A 19,514-nucleotide genomic window follows, 5' to 3' on the forward strand; every position below is an offset into this window, starting at 1 on the left:
CAGCGCCCACACGAATTACTTGGTTAACTTTTTAAAGAACGTTGAGCCGTTGCTCAATCAAGGCCGCGTATTCTACATCGAATCCCGACCCTGTCAACCGTTGTTTTGAAGTAATTTTCGAGGCTTTCAACAAGCGTTCAAACCACTCAAACCGTCCGGCTTGCTCCGAAGAGCGAGGCGCGCATTCTACAGTGAATCGTCGCCCTGTCAACCACCTTTTTGAAGAACTTTATAACTCAAATTTCTTCAACCTTTTCAGGCAGTTGCCGCTTCCGAACCGACCCCGTTTGGCGTCGTGTCCGTCAGAAGTGGGGCGCATTCTACAGCCCTCAGGAAAACTGTCAACGCCGGATTTTGACATTTCTCACGATTCTTCGGTTTCCACCTACACCACCACCCCAAAACCGGTCAAACTATGACCATAACGATCACTTTTCGTTCACTCTGGGGCGTGATTAATTTCTATAACTCAATTTTCACGGCACGGGCCGCCCGCGTCGCGTTGCTTCGCGCCTGATCGACCGAGTCTGCAAGAGCCAACGCCACCCCCATTCTCCGACGACCGGTTAGCTCTGGTTTACCAAACAACCTTAACTGGGTATCGGGCTGAGCCAGAGCCTCATCGAGACCAGAGAAGGCAACATGGTCGGACTCACCCTCCGGCAAAATGACGGCCGACGCCGATGGGCCATTCTGACGGATGGCGGGTATCGGAAGATTCAGAATCGCGCGAGCATGGAGAGCGAACTCCGACAAATCCTGAGAAACGAGCGTCACCAACCCGGTATCGTGGGGACGAGGCGAGACCTCCGAAAACCAGACATCATCCCCCTTGATGAACAACTCCACCCCATAAAGGCCATTGCCACCGAGGTTCTCTACAATCTTGCGCGCAATGTCCATTGATCGCTCAAGTGCGACCTCCGACATTGGCTGTGGCTGCCAGGACTCCCGATAATCGCCATCGACTTGCCGGTGTCCAATGGGATCACAGAAGGAAATACCATCGCGATGTTTAACGGTAAGGAGGGTGATTTCGTAGTCGAAATCCACAAAGCCTTCGACGATTACCCGCCCTTTACCAGCGCGCCCACCGGTTTGGGCATAGTCCCAGGCCGGCTCGATATCCTGCTCGGCCTTGACAGTGCTTTGCCCCTTCCCGGAAGAACTCATGACAGGCTTTACCACCAGAGGAAGACCCACTTCCTTTACTGCCGCCAGGTATTCTTCTCTGGAGCCCGCGAAGCGATAAGGGGAGGTAGGAACACCCTCCTCTTCGGCAGCCATTCGCCGAATACCTTCCCGATTCATCGTGAGGTTAACGGCGCGGGCGGTTGGCACCACCCGAAAGCCCTCCTCCTCCTCAAGACGAACCAGTTCGGGCGTGGCTATCGCTTCAATCTCCGGGACGATCAGGTCGGGCCTTTCCAGCTCGATAACTCGACGCAGCTCTGCCCCATCCAACATATCAATGACGTGACTCCGGTGCGCGACCTGCATCGCGGGGGCATTTGCATAGCGGTCTACCGCGATCACTTCTACACCGTATCGCTGAAGCTCAATCACCACTTCTTTTCCCAGCTCCCCGGAGCCGCAGAACAGAACCCTGAACGCTCCCTCTTTGAGAGGCGTGCCGATACGTACGGAGTCGCTTCCAGCCATGTCACCACCTGTTACGTTGATTTGATAGAAAGAAGGCGTCGAACGACGCCCTTACAGCGCAAACTTCTCTTCGCGAATAGCAACCTCACGAAGGACATCCCTGCGCTCCTCATTCGTCATTTGCGTCCATCGGAGTATTTCATCCCCGGTGCGCTGGCACCCGATACAGACATCGTTTTCATCAAGGGCGCATACACTCACGCAAGGGGAGCGGACTTTATCTGTCACACTCATCTGCGTGGCTTACAGGTTTTGAGGGATTCAAGGTACCGCACTCCGTTCTGTACGTAATGCTGAGCACTCATTTCCAGCATCTTCTTCTGGCTATCGTTCAGCTCTCGCTTAATCTTTCCCGGTGAGCCTATGACCATGGATCCATCGGGAATCTCCATCCCTTCCGGAATCAGCGTGTTCGCGCCGATCAGGCAGTGCTTGCCGATTTTGGCACCGTTCAGGACGACCGCATTGATGCCAATGAGCGAGTAATCGCCAATTTCACAACCGTGAAGCATCGCCTTGTGGCCTACTGTGACCCCCTTTCCGAGCGTCAGTGGGATGCCGGGATCAGTGTGCAGCACCGAACCATCCTGAACGTTACTGTCTGGGCCGATGGTAATCAGCTCGTTATCACCCCGAACCACAACATTGAACCAGACGCTGGCCTGCTCCATTAACCGGACACTTCCAATAATAGATGCGTTTTCAGCGACGAACTGATTTTCACCAACCAGTTCAGGCACGCGATCGCCCAACTCGTAAAACATCTCACCCTCCTTGAGGTGGCTCCAGCAAATCAATGCCCGCATCGTACACAGCGTTCAGGAAATCAACCAGAACCACAGCGGACATTCCCCAAATCTGATAGCGCTCCCAACGATAACAGGGCACGTAAAAGGTATGATTCATAAAGCTCAGGGTATCCGTTCGCTCTCGTATGTCGTCCATGAAAAAAGACAACGGAACCCGAAACACGCTGTCGATTTCTTCCGGATTTGGCGCCAGCGGGTAGTCACCAGGAATCACACCAACATAAGGCGTAACCAAGATGCCGTAGCGGGACATCACCTGACTGAGGGGCGCGATCACATCTACCCTGTCTGGCGGCAACCCAATTTCCTCATGGGTCTCGCGCAATGCTGTGGCAACGAGGCTCGGATCCTCCTGATCTCGCTTCCCTCCCGGATAGGCCACCTGCCCGCTATGGGTGTTCAGATTGGAAGATCTGAGCGTAAATACCATTTCAGGGTTCTGATGATCGTCAGTAATCGGAACCAGAATGCCTGCTTCCGGATAGTCGAGCGCCAGTTGACGGGGGGCATAGGATGCCAGACGCTCGGCAAGTAAATCTCGCAACGTAATACTCCAACACCATAAGCGGTTTACATGAGACACAGGCGATCGTGATCGTTAAACTGACCACCTGAACCTATTCAGTATACGGGGAAAACAATGAAGTACTGCAGCACTTGCGGCCATCCGGTTGAACAACGCATCCCCGAGGGTGACAACCGCCACCGTTATGTTTGCATCAGCTGCGAGGAGATACATTACCAGAACCCGCGAATCGTCGCCGGTACCGTGACTCTTTGGGAAGGAAAGCTGCTGCTTTGCCGCAGGGCCATCGAACCCCGCTATGGCTATTGGACTCTGCCGGCGGGGTTTATGGAAAACGCCGAAACAACCGTTGAGGCTGCGATGCGGGAAACCCGGGAAGAGGCACTCGCCGAGGTGAACGTAGAGGGCCTGTACTCCATCATCGATGTCCCGCACATCAACCAGGTGCATATGTTCTACCGGGCATCCCTCATTAACGGGGAGTTTGGTGCCGGCGAAGAGTCCCTGGAATCACAACTGTTTGAACTGGATAAAATCCCCTGGAGCGAACTGTCGTTTCCCACCGTTCGAAAGACACTGGAGCTTTTCGTTGAGGACGCCAGAAAAGACACTTTTGGCGTTCACATCGACGATATTCGGCGCCCTATGTCAGCCTCCAGTAAAACAGGCTGATTACAGCAACTCCATTCGATAGACCTCATAGGCGGGCTCCTCATAAGGGTGAGCCTGCTTCAAGGCCTCCAGCGCCGTCCTGATCAGACTGTCCTCGCAAACCAGCTCCACCTTGTACTCGTCTACTTTTTCCAGAGCCCCGACAACCCCCAGAAACGGGTCGCTGCCGTCAAGCGGTCGGAACTGTCCCTGCCCCCGACACTGCCACGCACAGCTGTCGTAGTCACCGATTCGACCGGCACCAACATCGAACAGAGCCTGCTTGGTTTTTTCGAGGTGGGATTCCGGCACGAAGTAGCACAATTTATACATAGACGCCCTCGCACTGAACATTTTTTGACCAAACCAACAACTTAGAAACTTACCCACAAAATCTGTGGATAACTTTGGGGAAAGTTTTTGGGTATGCGCCCCAAGGCCGCGTAATCACTACACTTACGTCAAATTGGCGAGAAAATCGCCCCTTTTATTTTTCTTATATATTTCAATGCTTTAAAAGAATGATCAAAAAGATGAACGCAATTCATACCTTTTGTTTACAAAACACGCAAGCGAGCACCACGAATGTGCATAAAGTGGACCAGTCAAGCCTGTTTTTCCATTTTTTTCACTCTTTTTTAGATTGACTTGCTCTGAAACAGGGCAGCCAGACGCACATAAAAAAAACCGACCTGAAAGGCATCAACGAGTGACACCCTCAGGCCGGTTTCGCTTTCCCGGTTAGCTAACTTATTCGAACCAGCCTCGAGCGTTTCTGAACATGCGCATCCATGGCCCGTCCTCCTGCCAACCATCAGGCCGCCAGGAGTGCTGGACCGCCCGGAAGACGCGCTCCGGGTGAGGCATCATAATGGTGACGCGACCATCACGGGTGGTCACACCAGTCACGCCGCCTTCGGACCCGTTGGGATTGAAAGGATAACGGGTCGTGGCCTGCCCCCGGTTGTCCACATAACGCAGGGCAACCATGTCGTTATCCATCAGGCTCTGAACTCCACCCTCTGCAGCAAACTCAATCCGCCCCTCACCGTGGGCAACCGCAATCGGCATGCGTGAGCCGGCCATGCCATCAAGGAAGGCAGACTGCGACGGCAACACCTCTGCCATCACAAATCGTGCTTCAAACTGCTCGGACTGGTTACGAACAAAACGAGGCCAGCCATCGCTGCCCGGAATCAGTTCGTGCAGATTCGACAACATTTGACAGCCGTTGCAAACACCCAGCGCCAACGTGTCCTGCTGATTGAAAAATGCGGCGAACTGGTCCCGAACGCGGTCATTGAACAGGATGGATTTGGCCCACCCCTCGCCGGCGCCAAGAACGTCTCCAAAAGAGAAGCCACCACAAGCAACCAGGCTCTGGAAGCCTTCCAGGGTCACGCGCCCAGCCAGCAGGTCACTCATATGCACGTCGACTGATTCAAACCCGGCACGATCAAACGCCGCGGCCATTTCGACCTGCCCGTTGACGCCCTGCTCACGCAGCACGGCGACCTTGGGACGGACGCCACTGTTGATGTACGGCGCTGCGGTGTCTTCATTGGGATCGAACGTCAGCTCGGCGCTCAGACCCGGGTCCTCGGCATCAAGCAGGTTGTCGAATTCTTCCTGAGCGCAATCGGCATTGTCGCGAAGCGCCTGCACCCGGAAGCTGGTTTCGGCCCACAAACGCTGAAGTTCTACGCGCGTTTCATCGATAAAGGTATTGTCCTCGTAGCTGAAACGGATGCGGTCATCGTCGTTCAGGCTACCGACAACACTCGAATGCTCACCCAGCCCCGCCGCAGACAATTGCTGAAGCACAAAAGCCGTGTCATCGCGGCGCACCTGAATAACGGCACCGAGCTCCTCGTTAAACAGCTCTCTGGCAATCTGAACTGACTTTTCGACCAGACCATCGAGACGGACATCGATGCCCACATGCCCAGCGAAAGCCATTTCCACCAGGGTAATGAAAGCGCCGCCATCAGAGCGGTCATGATAGGCCAGCAGCTTACCGTCGGAATTCAGGCCCTGGATAACCGCGAAGAATGCCTTGATGTCTTCCGGGTTATCCAGATCCGGCGCCACAGCACCAATCTGCTTGTAGACCTGCGCAAGCGCCGATCCACCAAGGCGATTCTGGCCGGCCGCCAGGTCGATCAGGATCAGATCCGTCTCCCCCGCGTCGGTCCGCAATTGCGGTGTCAGGGTACGCCCCACGTCGGTCACTGGGGCAAAGCCACTGATAATCAGCGACAGCGGAGCCGTTACGCTCTTCTGCTCGCCGTTGTCTTCCTCCCAGGTGGTTTTCATGGACATGGAGTCTTTACCCACCGGAATGGTAATACCCAGTTCCGGGCACAGCTCCATACCAACGGCACGAACGGTTTCGTACAGGTTTTCATCCTCACCCGGGTGGCCTGCCGCAGCCATCCAGTTTGCGGAAAGACGAATATCGGAAAGCTTTGCAATCGGGGCCGCCGCCAGGTTGGTGATCACCTCACCGACCGCCATACGGCCAGAAGCGGGCGCGTCAATGACGGCTACCGGCGTTCGCTCTCCCATCGCCATAGCCTCGCCGGTGTTTACATCGAAGGCACTGGCCGTGACGGCAACGTCGGCGACAGGAACCTGCCAGGGACCGACCATCTGATCGCGAGCCACAAGACCGGTAATGGTCCGGTCTCCGATGGTGATCAGGAAACTCTTGGAGCCCACGGAAGGCAGACGCAGCACACGGCGAACCGCTTCATTCAAATCGATTTTGGAAGAATCAAAAATCGGCTTGGTGAACGAGGAGCGGCTGACGCTACGATGCATACGCGGCGGCTTGCCGAACAGCACCTCCATCGGAAGATCCACTGGCTTTTCATCAAAATAGGAGTCGCCCAGTTCCAGGTGATGCTCTTCTGTAGCTTCGCCGATCACCGCGTAAGGACAGCGCTCACGCCGACAAAGCGCATCAAATTTCTCGAGGTTTTCTTGTGCTACCGCAAGGACGTAGCGCTCCTGGGATTCATTACACCAGATTTCCAGGGGCGACATGCCCGGTTCGTCGCTGGGGATTTCCCGCAGTTCGAACTTTCCACCGCGACCGCCGTCCTTGACCAGTTCGGGCATGGCATTGGACAAACCACCGGCACCCACGTCGTGGATAAAGGCAATAGGGTTGTCCTCCCCCATTTGCCAGCAGCGATCAATCACTTCCTGACAACGGCGTTCCATTTCCGGGTTGTCCCGCTGAACAGACGCAAAGTCCAGATTCTCGTGACTGGAACCGGAATCCATTGAGGATGCCGCACCGCCACCGAGACCGATCAGCATGGACGGCCCACCCAAAACAATCAGCTTGGCGCCAACGGGAATATTGCCCTTCTCAACGTGTTCCTCGCGAATGTTCCCGAGGCCACCGGCGATCATGATGGGCTTGTGGTAACCCCGGACTTCTTCGCCCGCTGCACCAGGAACCTTTTCTTCAAAAGTACGGAAATAACCCGCCAGGTTCGGGCGGCCAAATTCGTTGTTGAACGAAGCACCACCGATGGGACCTTCGATCATGATATCGAGCGCGGATACGATACGATCCGGCTTACCGTAATCCCCTTCCCAGGGCTGGCGATCACCCGGCAGGTTCAGGTTGGAGACCGTAAAGCCCGTCAGGCCGGCCTTGGGCTTGGAGCCGCGCCCAGTCGCGCCTTCATCCCGGATTTCACCACCAGAGCCGGTCGCGGCGCCGGAAGCCGGGGCAATGGCCGTCGGGTGGTTGTGAGTCTCCACCTTCATCAGAATGTGGATGTCTTCTTCATTGTATCCATAGACGCCTGTCTTCGGATCCGGGAAGAAGCGGCCACCGCGGCTGCCGCGAATGACTGAGGCATTGTCTTTGTAGGCAGACAGCACCCCTTCGCTGTTCATCTCAAAGGTGTTGCGGATCATCGCGAACAGCGACTTTTCCTGGCCTTCGCCGTCGATATCCCAGGAAGCGTTGAAAATCTTGTGACGACAGTGCTCGGAGTTGGCCTGCGCAAACATCATCAGTTCAACATCGGTGGGATCCCGCTGCAGGTCGGTAAACGCCTTCGTGAGGTAATCGATCTCGTCTTCAGCGAGAGCCAGTCCCAGACGCTTGTTGGCCTCAACCAGTGCTGAGCGGCCTCCATCAAGCACCGGCACCCGTTCCAGCGGACGCGGCTCTTCGTGACTGAACAACAGCCCGGCACCGGCCATTTCGTGGAATACGGTCTGGGTCATCCGGTCGTGAAGCAAGGCCGCGATCTTTTCGCGCTGGGTGAGGTTCAGTTTCTGGTTGGCCTTAATATAGAACGCCGTCCCACGCTCGATACGCTGGATCTGACGCAGTCCGCAGTTACGGGCGATATCGGTTGCCTTGCTTGACCAGGGCGATAGAGTCCCCGGACGAGGTACGACCAGAAACAGCACACCCTCGGGTTCTTCAACCGATACACTGGGGCCATACTTCAACAGCCGATCGAGAATCGCCTGCTCCGAGTCAGAGAGGTTTCCGTCGAGGTCCACGAAATGCATGAATTCTGCATACACGTGATCAACTTCAGGGACTTCCTCCTGAATCCGGGCATGCAATTTACGGGAACGAAAAGGCGAGAGCGCCGGGGCGCCACGAAGTTCGAGCATGGTATCAACCTGTATCGCGCGAAAAAGAGGAAATCTGGATGAGTTTGGAAAGGCGGCAATGATACTCGAAAGCCGCGCCGGGATACAGTTTCCCCATCCTCCCGGAAACTGGACAATTCACATTGTTTTGCATATTACTTAGTCAGTTGTGTTGACCAATGCAAACAAGACATTGATCATTTGATGGTGGCAGGACGCCACACTCGGCATGACATCGGATACGTCCATTCCTTTCACACTGACGTATCCCGACGAGCCAGCTGTAAATGGAGTTCAGGGAAGTGTTCAGATCAATATTGGAAAAAGCGACGGCTCCCGTTCGGGTTTCAGTATTCGTGTGCGCTGCACTGGTCATTGCCGGCTGTTCCCGGCCAAGCACCCTGCAGGAAATCCGGGACGAAAACGTTCTGCACGTGATCGCCCGCGAGGCCCCATCGATCTACTTTGAAGGCAGGGACGGCCCAACCGGTTACGACTACGAACTGGCCAAGCGTTTCGCCAAGGAACTTGGCGTGAACCTTCGTGTTCGTGTCGCACAGGACAATACCGAAGTACTGTCCGTACTGGAACGGGATTTCGCCCACATTGGTCTGGCCGGTCTTTCCGCCTTGCCCGACCTTGAAGGCACATACAAACCCCTGGCAACCGGCATCTCCGCGCAGTCGGTGGTGGTCTATAACCGCGATTTCCCGGCACCAGATTCTCTCAGTGACCTTGGCGGAAAAACGCTGCACCTGGTTCCCGAGAGCAATCACGAACACCTGCTGGAAAATGCCAAAGCCGAATCAATCGATACCAACTGGCAGGCTCACCCCGGGCTGGACGCCGCCGGCATTCTGGCGCGGGTCGAAAGCGGTGAATTCAGCTACGCGGTGGTATCTTCCAACGAGCTGGAACTGAACCACGTATTCTTTCCCAAGGTGAAAGAAGCGTTTCCTCTTGGCGAACCAGAGGAGCTGGTCTGGCTCTTCCCCGCCACCCAGGATGACACGCTGGTAAAAGCAGCCCGTCAGTTCCTGAAACAGCTTCAGGCCAATGGCACTCTGGCTCAGCTGGCAGAGCGCTTCTATGGCCATCTCGACCGACTGAACTATGTGGGTGCCAGAACCTTCATGCACCACGTGGATAATCGTCTTCCGAAATATTCGGACATGTTCCGGAGCTACGCCAGGGAGTACGGCGTTGACTGGCGACTTCTGGCCGCCATCGGCTATCAGGAATCCCACTGGCGACCCAACGCGGTATCACCGACGGGAGTAAGAGGCCTGATGATGCTGACGCGTAACACGGCCAAATATATAGGCATCAATAACCGACTGGACGCCGAGCAAAGCATTCACGGCGGCGCCAAGTATTTCCGTATCGTCCACGATCAGATTCCAGACCGCATTCCAGAGCCGGACCGTACCTGGTTTGCGCTGGCGTCCTACAATGTCGGGTTTGGCCACCTGGAAGATGCCCGGAGACTGGCACAGGATGCTGGCCGGAACCCCGACCGCTGGATGGATGTAAAGGAATTCCTGCCGTTGCTGGCCCAGAAGGAATGGTACACCAAGACCCGCTATGGTTACGCACGTGGCCATGAGCCGGTGCTCTACGTTCAGAACATACGCCGCTATTACGACGTGCTAACACGCATTACGGATCCCGCCGGCGACCAGACCGAAAACGACCCAATGCTCGTCGACCTGGAATCAAAAGGCGCGGGCCGTGGGGTCAGTAACAGCAAGGAAAGCACTCAGGACATGCAGGCCAGCTTACCCCCTGACCTGGGAATGATTCCGCCCACCCTCTAAAAGCAGAATCAGGCATTTGGAGGGCGCGGGTCAGTCTTCATGGCCCCGCGCTTCCAGCGCCCACTCAACCTGTCCGGCGGAAAATCCGCGTCGGGTCAGGAAACGGGCCTGACGTACCTTCTCATCCCAATCTTTCTGCAAGTCGGCAAGACCATAGCGGCGCTCCCGCAGAGCGACTGCCCTCTCGCGCCAACCCTGTTCGGTCACCTCTTGCAGGCAGTCTGGCGCAACATTTACCCCACGCTGTTGCAGCTCCGACAGAATACGAAGCGGGCCATAGCCGAGATCCATTCGTTGTCGCGCGTACACATCTGCAAAACGGCTATCGTCAAGCCAGCCTTCCTGCTCGTACTCATCCAGAACGGATTCAATCACCGGAGTTTCGATCCGGCGCTGACGCAATTTCAGGGACAATTCCAGCCGGCTATGCTCTCGCCGGGCAAGGAGCCGCAATGCGGTCGAGCGCGCCTTATGCAAAGGATCGTCCTGATTTTCCTGTTTTGCCATGTAGCCCCTTTCCGCCTGTGCAATCAAAACGCTAGACTAGCCCCGGAATTCACGTTACCGGATAACCCGGTAACCGTACCCGGCACTCTGCCTTCTGGGTGCCGATGGCCGGTAGCGGGACCACTTTGCCCGACACCGAGGACTGGCTTCAATCCCAAAAGGATACCTTTATGGCTGCTTTCATTAAGAAACTCTTTAAATCCAAGAAAACCACCGAACCTGCAACCAAGCCTTCTGTTGAACAACCGACGAAGGACTCAGGCCATCAGCAGGACACCCGGGACATTCTCAGAGAGCAGCAACGGCACATCCTTAATGGTGCCCCAACCCAACAACAACTGGCCACTATTGCCGTTGAGGGCGTTACCGCCGAGCTCCGACTGAAAGCCGCCGGTCAAATGACAGATGCGGCCTGCCTCCACCAGGTACAGAAACAGGCCAAGGGCAAAGACAAAGGGGTTTACCAGGCGGTTCGACAAACCCTGCAACGTCAAAAAGAAGAAAAAGCGAAACAAGAGGCTCTGGTGGCAACCGTCACCAATCTGATTCGCAGCGCCACGGAGCAGGCCCGGAGCGACGATACCAAGCTCTACGAAGCCCGACTCGACGCCCTGCTTGGACAATGGAAAGAAGTCGAGCAGCACGCGACCGCCGAGCAGACACAGGAATTCCTGCAAGCAAGCCACAGATGTCAGCAACGCCTTGACGAGATCAAGCAAGCCAAGGACGACGAAACCCGGCAGCATGACCAGAAGGAACAACGTTCTGAAACCCTTCAACTGCTTCAGTCAACGCTGGAGGACCTCCGTGGCCACTCCCCGGAAGGACTCCCCTCTCTGTCGTCGCTGGACGCCCTGCAAAAAACCCAGGAAAACCGCTGGCTGGAAGCAACCCGGGACACAGCAGTTTCGGATGCGGAAAAGAAGGCCTATAACAGCGCAATGCTGACGCTGCGCAACTACATCAGCGCCATCCGCCGCATAACCCAGCACAGGGAAGCGCTTGCAGCCCTGGCCACGGCTAAACCTGAAGAGCACGCGGGCGACAGCGATATTCGGAAACAGGCTCAAACCCTGGTAGACGAGATCAACTGGCCCTCCGGCTACCCGCTGCCGGACATACTCCAGCCAGCTCACACCTTGCTGAAAAAATCTGCCAGTACGAAAACGCCTGCCCTTAGTGATGTCCAGCCCAACGACGCTGCTATAGCAGAACTGAAACAGACCATTGCCAAGCTTGAATCGGCTCTGGAAAGCAAGCAACTGAAAGAATCTCGCCAGCTTCTTAAATCAGCCCAGGCTGTCTTCAAGGATCTGAATCACCGCGAGCGGAAGACCTTTCAAGCCCGAATGCAGTTGCTGAACGGTCAGGTGAACGAACTCAGCGACTGGCTTGGTTTTGCCACGGAACCCAAGCAGATCACCCTGTGCGAGCAGATGGAATACCTGGCCGACCAACCCATGGATCCAGAAGCCAAGGCCGAGCGCATCAAGGAACTGCAAAAGGAGTGGCGCGAACTCGGTGGTTCGTCTGATCGCTCACTATGGACGCGCTTCAAAGAGGCGTCCGACCGGGCATTCGAGCCCTGCAAGGACTACTTTTCGGCGAAATCCGGCCTGAAACAGAACAACCTCGAAACACGCAAAAAGATCTGCGAAGAACTGGAAACCTTCCTGAGCCAGGCAGACTGGTCCGCCATGGACTGGAAGGGCGCGGAGAAAATCCATCAGACCGCGCGACAGGAATGGAAGTCCGCCTGGCCGGTAGAATTCCGTGATAATCGCCCCATCCAGAAACGCTTTGACGATCTGCTCAAGCGCCTTGAAACATCGCTGGACGAAGAGCGCAGGAAAAACGAAACGCTGAAACAGGCCATTGTCGAAAAGGCCCAGGCGCTGGTCGAACACGACCCCCTGCAGGATGCAATCAATCAGGCGAAGAATCTTCAGAAGGACTGGAAGGCGATTGGTATCACCCGCCATCGAGAAGATCGTAAGCTCTGGCAGACATTCCGGAGCGCCTGCGACCAGATTTTTGCACGGCGGGACGCACAGCGCAGCGCCCACAAAGAAGCCATGCAGGTCGCAGACGAGAGTGCCAAACAGGCTTTGTCTGCGGCCAGCCAGCTTAATGAGAGCAATGAAGACTCCGCGCTGTCGGACGCACAGAAGAGCCTGAGTTCGCTACTGGGTTCGGAGGTGTCTCCGGGAACAAGTGACCAACTGAAGGCCGAAATCCAGCGACTGAAAAAAACCAGGGCCCATCGTGCGCTGTCATCCACCATTCAGAACTGGCAAACCCTCGTGGACGCGCGAACGGATGGGACTCTGAGCCAGGAAGAAGTTCCGTCACACTGGCCTGAACTGGCACATCACTTGGCCGGGGCTGACCACGGCGAACTGGTGATTCGGGCAGAAATTCTGAGCGGGGTGGAGTCACCGGCCGAGGACCAGCAACGCCGGATGGAAATCCAGGTACGTCGCCTGGCGGATGGCATGGGGTCGTCTGAACAGTCAGGCAGCACCATGCAGGAGCTGGAAAAACTTGTGGCCGGCTGGTGCCTGGTCGATACCGATCACAGTCCTGTCCATCCTCTGGCCCAGCGCATGAATCAAGCAATCGGAGCACTCGCTCTCCCGTGACACCTGCTCTCTAGCGCTGATGTTCCCTCACGAAATCCCTGGCCGTTTTAACCGCGTCCAGGGATTTTTCTTTCATACCCTTGAGCTCATCATCGGCCAGGTAAAACATCATATCGATGGGATGGCGATAGTAGCGCGGAGGAAGCCGGTTAAGCGCCACACACATAACATCGGCCAGATAGTCGGCGGTATCTTCCTCCTCCCGGGTGGCATTGATGGCATCCTGCACTAGCCGTTCATAAAAATTATCGATGGCATCTCTGAGGGACATACGCATGTTCCTCCCGCGTTCGTGCACAACATCCAATTACCATAGATGCGCCCCTGCGCCTTGTCACTGGCCCTGAGCAATTTCGCCAATAGGATTGGCAGGCACCGTCATTACACAGGCCGGCGCCGAACCGCTATGGTAGAGCCATCCCAATCAAAACGAACAATGAACCGAGGACAGCCAATGACCACCGAAGCCTACATCTTCGATGCCGTTCGGACGCCGCGTGGCCGCGGCAAGAAGGACGGTTCCCTGCACAGCGTAAAACCCGTCACGCTATTGAAGACCCTGCTGGATGCCCTGAAAGAGCGGAATAACCTGGATACCGCGCAGGTCGACGACATCGTCATGGGCTGCGTAACAGCTGTGGGCGATCAGGGCGCGGATATCGCCAAAACGGCAGCGCTGGCCGCCGACTGGGACGAAAAGGTGGCCGGCGTCACCCTGAACCGGTTCTGCGCCTCCGGCCTTGAAGCCGTGAACCTGGCCGCCATGAAAGTGCGGTCCGGCTGGGAAGACCTGGTGGTTGCCGGCGGCGTTGAATCCATGTCCCGCGTACCCATGGGCTCCGACGGGGGTGCCTGGGCGATGGACCCGGAAACCAACCTGCACACCGGCTTCATGCCTCAGGGCATTGGCGCAGACCTGATTGCAACCATCGAAGGGTTTAGCCGTGAAGACGTCGACCAGTTTGCTGTACGTTCCCAGCAAAAAGCCGCCAATGCCTGGAGCAACGGTCATTTCGCCAAATCCATCATCCCCGTGACCGACCAGAATGGCGTAGTCATTCTCGACTGTGACGAACACGTGCGGGGAGAGACCACCTTAGACTCGCTGGCTGGCCTGAAGCCCTCGTTCCAGATGATGGGCGAAATGGGGTTCGACAGCGTTGCCCGGGAAAAGTACCACTACATCGAAAAGATTAACCACGTGCATCATGCGGGCAATTCCTCCGGCATCGTGGATGGCGCCACCGCCGTTCTGATCGGCAGCGCAGCCAAGGGCAAGGCCATGGGACTCAAGCCGCGGGCCCGCATTGTCGCCACCGCGGTGACCAGCACCGACCCCACTATCATGCTGACGGGGCCTGCGCCGGCCGCGCGCAAAGCGCTGGACAAGGCCGGCATGACGGCAGATCAGATCGACCTGTTTGAAGTCAACGAAGCCTTTGCCTCTGTGGTCATGCGCTTTCAGAAAGAGCTGTCGGTTCCCGATGAAAAAGTGAACGTGAATGGCGGCGCCATCGCCATGGGCCACCCGCTTGGCGCCACCGGTGCCATGATCCTCGGGACACTGATGGACGAACTGGAACGCCGGGAACTGCGATACGGCCTGGCCACCCTGTGTGTGGGCGGCGGCATGGGTATCGCCACCATCATTGAACGCGTCTGAACCCGACACTTTTTTCAGATAGGAGAATTGTAATGTGTGCCATCCGTTATGAACTGGGTTCAGATCAGATCCTGACCCTGACCATAGACATGCCGGGCCAGTCCGCCAACACCATGAACGGGGCCTTTCGTGACGCCCTATCCGAAACGGTCGCACGGGTTCAGTCAGACCTGGACACTGTCCGCGGCATCATCATCACCTCGGCCAAGAAAACGTTTTTTGCCGGTGGCGACCTGAAGGAACTGCACAAGGTGAGCCGAGCGGACGCCAAAGCCTTCGAGGATATGGTCAACGGTCTGAAAGCCGACATGCGAGCCCTGGAAACCTGCGGCAAGCCCGTGGTTGCCGCCATCAATGGCGCGGCACTGGGTGGCGGGCTGGAACTCGCCCTCGCCTGCCATCATCGGGTGGTTCTGGATAACGACGCCATCCAGCTGGGCCTGCCGGAAGTCACCCTCGGCCTGCTGCCCGGAGGTGGAGGCACGCAGCGCTTGCCTCGGATGATTGGCCTGGAAGCCGCCTTCCCGTTTCTGATGGAAGGCAAGAAAGTGAATCCCAAAGCGGCCCTGAAAGCAGGACTTATTGATGATCTTGCCGAGTCTGTGGACGAGATGATCACCAAGGCCCGCGAGTTCATCGACGCGAACCCGAAATGCCAGCAACCCTGGGACCAGAAAGGCTTCAAACTCCCCGGGGGTGCCCCCCATCACCCGGCCATGGCCCAGAAGCTGGCCATTGCGCCGGCCATGCTCAGGCAGAAAACAAAAGGTTGTTATCCCGCGCCGGAACGAATTCTTTCAGCGGCGGTTGAAGGCGCCCAGGTGGACTTTGACAGCGGCAGCCTGATCGAAACCCGTTATTTTGCCGAGCTGGTGATTGGCCAGGTCGCCAAGAACATGACCGGCACCTTCTGGTTCCAGCTTAACGATCTGAAAGCGGGCGGCAGTCGCCCAGCAGGCTTCGACACGGAAACCTTCAGCAAGGTCGGGATTCTCGGTGCAGGCATGATGGGCGCTGGCATCGCCTATTCCACCGCAACCCGTGGCATCGACGTGGTTCTGAAAGATGTATCGGTGGAAAACGCCGAGAAAGGAAAGGGGTACTCCGAGAAACTGTTAGCAAAGAAAGTCAGCCGTGGCCGTATGACCGAAGCCCGGAAGGCCGAGACTCTGGCTCGCATCCAACCCACCGACTCCGCGAGTGACCTGGAGGGATGTGACCTCATCATTGAGGCGGTCTTCGAGGACAGCGGCCTGAAAGCCAAGGTAACGCAGGAAGCCGAGCCCAAACTGGTGAACAACGGCATTTTCGCCTCCAACACGTCCACGATTCCCATTACCCAACTGGCCCAAGCGTCCGGCAAGCCAGAGAATTTTATCGGCCTGCACTTCTTCTCGCCGGTCGACAAAATGCAGCTGGTGGAAATCATCGTGGGCGCCAAGACCTCCGACGAGACACTGGCGCGGGCGTTCGACTACGTTCAACAGATTGGCAAAATCCCGATCGTGGTGAATGACAGCCGGGGATTCTTCACCTCCCGGGTATTCGGCACCTTCGTGAACGAAGGCATCAGCATGCTGGCCGAAGGTATCCACCCTTCCAGCATCGAGAACGCCGGCCTGTTCGCGGGTATGCCCGTTGGCCCGCTGGCCATTTCCGACGAAGTCAGCCTGACCCTGATGCAGCACATCCGTGCCCAGAGCAAGAAGGACACGGAAGCGGCAGGCGGTGTTTGGGAACCGCATCCGGCCGAGGCCGTGATTGACCGCATGGTCGATGAACAGGGCCGCAAGGGTAAGGCCGCCGGGGCGGGCTTTTATGAATACCCGGAAAACGGCAAGAAACATCTCTGGCCCGGACTGGATCAGCTGTTCGTGGATAACGACAAGGCTCATGCTGTCCAGCTCCAGGACCTGAAAGACCGCATCCTCTTTATTCAGGCAATTGAAACCGTTCGCTGCCTGGAAGAAGGCGTATTGAGGAACATTGAAGATGCCAACATCGGCAGCATTTTCGGTATCGGCTTTGCGGCCTGGACCGGCGGCGCCATTCAGTTCATCAATCAGTACGGTGTTCGCGCATTCACCGAACGCGCGAGCGAGCTGGCCGCCCGCTATGGTGAGCGATTCACCCCACCCGGGCTGCTGGTAGAGAAAGCCGAGGGCAACGCGGCCTTTGTCTAAGCAGTCCACCGGAGAGGCACAAGCCTCTCCGGTTCCCCGCACTTATCGCCCCTACGCCCCGCAAAGCCCCCGCCTTACTAACCTGACACTTTCATGGACAGATTGTCACGAACCTGCCAATCACTGGTATGGCAACGCTGTTAGCGCTTGCCTACAATGAGCCTATTCGCTAACGGGTAAGCCGGCCCCTCTTCCAGGCGCCGCACCAGTAAAGTCAGGTAAGAATTTATGACCTACGCGGAAAGAACTGTCGCTCGTCGCTCCGCTGCTTCGGGCAGCCGAACCGGGCTCTGCAAAGCCATCAGCCTGGCTTTGTTGGTGGGCATGCCTCTTGGCCTGTCTGCAAAGATTGATGACAAGCAGATCTACGAACCTGTCGCTCCCACCATCGATCAGGCCCGAGCGAACATTCTGATTGCCCGCCAGCTCCAGTTCACCCACTTCCGGGACATGGGCATCAATGACCAGCTTTCCGAACAGGTCTTTGACGCCTACCTCGACTATCTCGATGGCCAGCGTATCTACCTGACCCGCCAGGACGTAGACCGGTTTACCGGCACCAAGAGCCAGCTCGGCTCTGCCCTGAAAACCGGTCAGCTTCAGCCGGGCTTCGATATTTACAACCTGGTTCAGCAACGGGTCATCGAGCGGCTCCAGTTCGCATTGTCCGTGCTGGATGATGGCCTCGATTCCCTGGACTTTGCAGCGGACGAAACCATTCTGGTCGATCGATCGGAAGCCGAGTGGGAGGCGGACACCGCCGCACTGGATGAGCTTTGGACCAAGCGCATCAAAAACGCCGTTCTGGCCCAACGACTGAACGGAAAAGAGGACGATGCCATCAAGGAAAGCCTGGTGCGTCGTTACGAAGGTCAGCTCAAGCGCGCGTACCAGGCTCGGAGTGAAGATGCCTTCCAGGCCTACATGAATGCCTTCACCAGCATCTGGGATCCCCACACCTCGTACTTCTCGCCCCGGACGTCCGAGAACTTCAACATCAACATGAGCCTGTCGCTGGAAGGGATTGGAGCGGTCCTTCAGGCGGATAACGAATACACCAAAATTGTGCGTCTTGTGCCCGGTGGTCCGGCGGCCAAGCAGGGTCAGTTGCGGCCGGCGGACCGAATTGTTTCCGTCGCCCAGGAAGACGAAAAACCTGTAAACGTGATTGGCTGGCGACTGGACGAAGTCGTGGATCTGATCCGCGGCCCCCGCAACTCTGTGGTAACCCTGGAGGTGATTCCGGCCAACGCAAGTGATGAAACCATCACCAAGACCATTGCCATCAAGCGGGATGAAGTGAAACTGGAAGAACAGAGCGCCAGCAAGGACCTCATCGAGCTTGAACGGGACGGTGACGATTACAGCATTGGCGTAATCAACATTCCCACCTTCTACGCCGATTTCCAGGCGATGCAGGCCGGCGATCCGAACTACAAGAGCACCACCCGGGATGTTCGCCGATTGATCCGCGAACTGCGTGAAGACGGCATGGATGGCCTGGTGATAGATCTGCGCAACAACGGTGGTGGTGCCCTGCACGAAGCCAACGACCTTGTGGGTCTGTTCATTGACAAAGGCCCGACCGTGCAGATCCGGCACGCCAATAACGAAGTCCAGACTCTGGATGATGAGGACCCGTCAGTGTCCTACGATGGCCCACTGGTGGTGCTCACCAACCGGATGAGTGCCTCGGCTTCCGAGATTTTTGCCGGCGCCATCCAGGACTACGGACGTGGTCTGGTGGTTGGTTCCCAGACCTTCGGCAAGGGCACGGTACAGGCGGTTCGTCCCCTGAATCACGGCCAGCTGAAAATCACCCAGTCCAAGTTCTACCGTGTGTCTGGTGGCTCTACCCAGCACAAAGGGGTGATTCCGGATATCGAAATTCCGTCCCGGATCGACAAGAACCGGATTGGCGAGGACGCGTTGGAACGTGCTCTGCCCTGGGACCAGATTGAAGCCGTACCCCACACTCGCTATTTCGATTTCAGCGGCATCATCGATGAGCTGCGCCAGCGCCACGAAACACGGTTCTCCACCAGCCCGGAGTTCAACTTGCTGCAGGAAGAAATCGAGTTCCTGAACGAACAGCGGGAACTGGACTCCGTGAGCCTCAACTTTGAGACCCGCAAGGCCCAGCACGAACAGATCGAGCGCACCCGACTGAGCATTGCCAATGCCCGCCGTGAACTTCGTGGCGAAGAGCCTTTTGAGACCCTCGAAGCTCTGGAAGACTGGCAGGACCAGCAAGCCGCCCAGCAGGATGCGGTCGATGAGGAGCTGGACTTTGTCATCCGCGAAGGTGGCCACATTGTGGCGGACATGGTTGAACTGGACCGTCGCATGGTCTCGATTTCCACCCCCAGGCACTTTGCCGTCCAGGCGCCGGCTCAATAAGCGAGGATAACTGCAGGAG

The 19,514-nt window shown here is 56.8% G+C and carries 14 protein-coding genes; 6 read left to right on the plus strand and 8 right to left on the minus strand.

Features of this window, described 5'->3' with window-relative positions; genetic code table 11:
• Nucleotides 1-462: 462 nt before the first annotated feature.
• The 4 genes from purT to K8I84_RS05515 are packed head-to-tail and all read right to left on the minus strand — an operon-like array spanning nucleotide 463 to nucleotide 3,015.
• A complete protein-coding gene (gene purT / locus K8I84_RS05500; protein WP_223793737.1) occupies nucleotides 463-1,662 on the minus strand; it encodes a formate-dependent phosphoribosylglycinamide formyltransferase in 1,200 nt (399 codons plus the stop codon).
• A gap of 51 nt (nucleotides 1,663-1,713) precedes the next feature.
• Nucleotides 1,714-1,896, minus strand: coding sequence for a DUF1289 domain-containing protein (locus K8I84_RS05505; RefSeq protein ID WP_263283004.1), 183 nt, complete (start codon nucleotides 1,894-1,896; stop codon nucleotides 1,714-1,716).
• Nucleotides 1,893-2,426, minus strand: a complete 534-nt coding sequence (locus tag K8I84_RS05510; RefSeq protein ID WP_223793739.1) for a gamma carbonic anhydrase family protein — start codon at nucleotides 2,424-2,426, stop codon at nucleotides 1,893-1,895. The genes K8I84_RS05505 and K8I84_RS05510 overlap by 4 nt, the downstream gene beginning before the upstream one ends.
• Nucleotide 2,427: 1 nt before the next feature.
• Nucleotides 2,428-3,015, minus strand: a complete 588-nt coding sequence (locus K8I84_RS05515) for an NUDIX hydrolase (protein ID WP_223793740.1) — start codon at nucleotides 3,013-3,015, stop codon at nucleotides 2,428-2,430.
• Between the two features lie 96 nt (nucleotides 3,016-3,111).
• On the opposite strand from K8I84_RS05515, the gene K8I84_RS05520 reads away from it, so the two are divergent.
• Nucleotides 3,112-3,669, plus strand: coding sequence for an NUDIX hydrolase (locus K8I84_RS05520; protein WP_223793741.1), 558 nt, complete (start codon nucleotides 3,112-3,114; stop codon nucleotides 3,667-3,669).
• Here K8I84_RS05520 and K8I84_RS05525 read toward each other — a convergent pair whose 3' ends face one another.
• Together K8I84_RS05525 and purL are read right to left on the minus strand one after the other, a co-directional pair.
• Nucleotides 3,670-3,981, minus strand: a complete 312-nt coding sequence (locus K8I84_RS05525) for a YqfO family protein (RefSeq protein ID WP_223793742.1) — start codon at nucleotides 3,979-3,981, stop codon at nucleotides 3,670-3,672.
• A 417-nt stretch (nucleotides 3,982-4,398) separates the two neighbouring features.
• Nucleotides 4,399-8,304, minus strand: a complete 3,906-nt coding sequence (gene purL, locus K8I84_RS05530; protein ID WP_223793743.1) for a phosphoribosylformylglycinamidine synthase — start codon at nucleotides 8,302-8,304, stop codon at nucleotides 4,399-4,401.
• Nucleotides 8,305-8,570: 266 nt separating this feature from the next.
• On the opposite strand from purL, the gene mltF reads away from it, so the two are divergent.
• Nucleotides 8,571-10,100: a membrane-bound lytic murein transglycosylase MltF gene (gene mltF / locus K8I84_RS05535; protein WP_223793744.1), complete on the plus strand. Its 1,530-nt coding sequence runs from the start codon at nucleotides 8,571-8,573 to the stop codon at nucleotides 10,098-10,100.
• A 30-nt stretch (nucleotides 10,101-10,130) separates the two neighbouring features.
• On the opposite strand, the gene K8I84_RS05540 is transcribed toward mltF, so the two are convergent.
• Nucleotides 10,131-10,607 carry a regulatory protein RecX gene (locus K8I84_RS05540; RefSeq protein ID WP_223793745.1) on the minus strand — a complete coding sequence of 159 codons (477 nt, stop codon included), beginning with the start codon at nucleotides 10,605-10,607 and terminating at the stop codon, nucleotides 10,131-10,133.
• Between the two features lie 170 nt (nucleotides 10,608-10,777).
• Here K8I84_RS05540 and K8I84_RS05545 point away from each other — a divergent pair, with 170 nt between their 5' ends.
• Nucleotides 10,778-13,249: a DUF349 domain-containing protein gene (locus tag K8I84_RS05545; RefSeq protein ID WP_223793746.1), complete on the plus strand. Its 2,472-nt coding sequence runs from the start codon at nucleotides 10,778-10,780 to the stop codon at nucleotides 13,247-13,249.
• Nucleotides 13,250-13,259: 10 nt separating this feature from the next.
• On the opposite strand, the gene K8I84_RS05550 is transcribed toward K8I84_RS05545, so the two are convergent.
• A complete protein-coding gene (locus K8I84_RS05550) occupies nucleotides 13,260-13,520 on the minus strand; it encodes a late competence development ComFB family protein (protein ID WP_223793747.1) in 261 nt (86 codons plus the stop codon).
• A gap of 183 nt (nucleotides 13,521-13,703) precedes the next feature.
• Between K8I84_RS05550 and K8I84_RS05555 the strand changes: the two genes are divergently transcribed.
• The 3 genes from K8I84_RS05555 to K8I84_RS05565 all read left to right on the plus strand — a co-directional run bounded on the left by K8I84_RS05555 (nucleotide 13,704) and on the right by K8I84_RS05565 (nucleotide 19,495).
• Nucleotides 13,704-14,912, plus strand: a complete 1,209-nt coding sequence (locus K8I84_RS05555) for an acetyl-CoA C-acetyltransferase (RefSeq protein ID WP_223793748.1) — start codon at nucleotides 13,704-13,706, stop codon at nucleotides 14,910-14,912.
• A gap of 32 nt (nucleotides 14,913-14,944) precedes the next feature.
• Entirely contained in the window at nucleotides 14,945-17,095 is a 2,151-nt protein-coding gene (locus K8I84_RS05560; RefSeq protein ID WP_223793749.1) for a 3-hydroxyacyl-CoA dehydrogenase NAD-binding domain-containing protein, read from the plus strand.
• 228 nt (nucleotides 17,096-17,323) lie between these two features.
• Nucleotides 17,324-19,495, plus strand: coding sequence for a carboxy terminal-processing peptidase (locus tag K8I84_RS05565; RefSeq protein WP_223793750.1), 2,172 nt, complete (start codon nucleotides 17,324-17,326; stop codon nucleotides 19,493-19,495).
• The last annotated feature ends 19 nt before the right edge of the window (nucleotides 19,496-19,514 follow it).

It is taken from the genome of Marinobacter sp. F4216, from assembly GCF_019931195.1.
GTDB lineage: Bacteria > Pseudomonadota > Gammaproteobacteria > Pseudomonadales > Oleiphilaceae > Marinobacter > Marinobacter suaedae.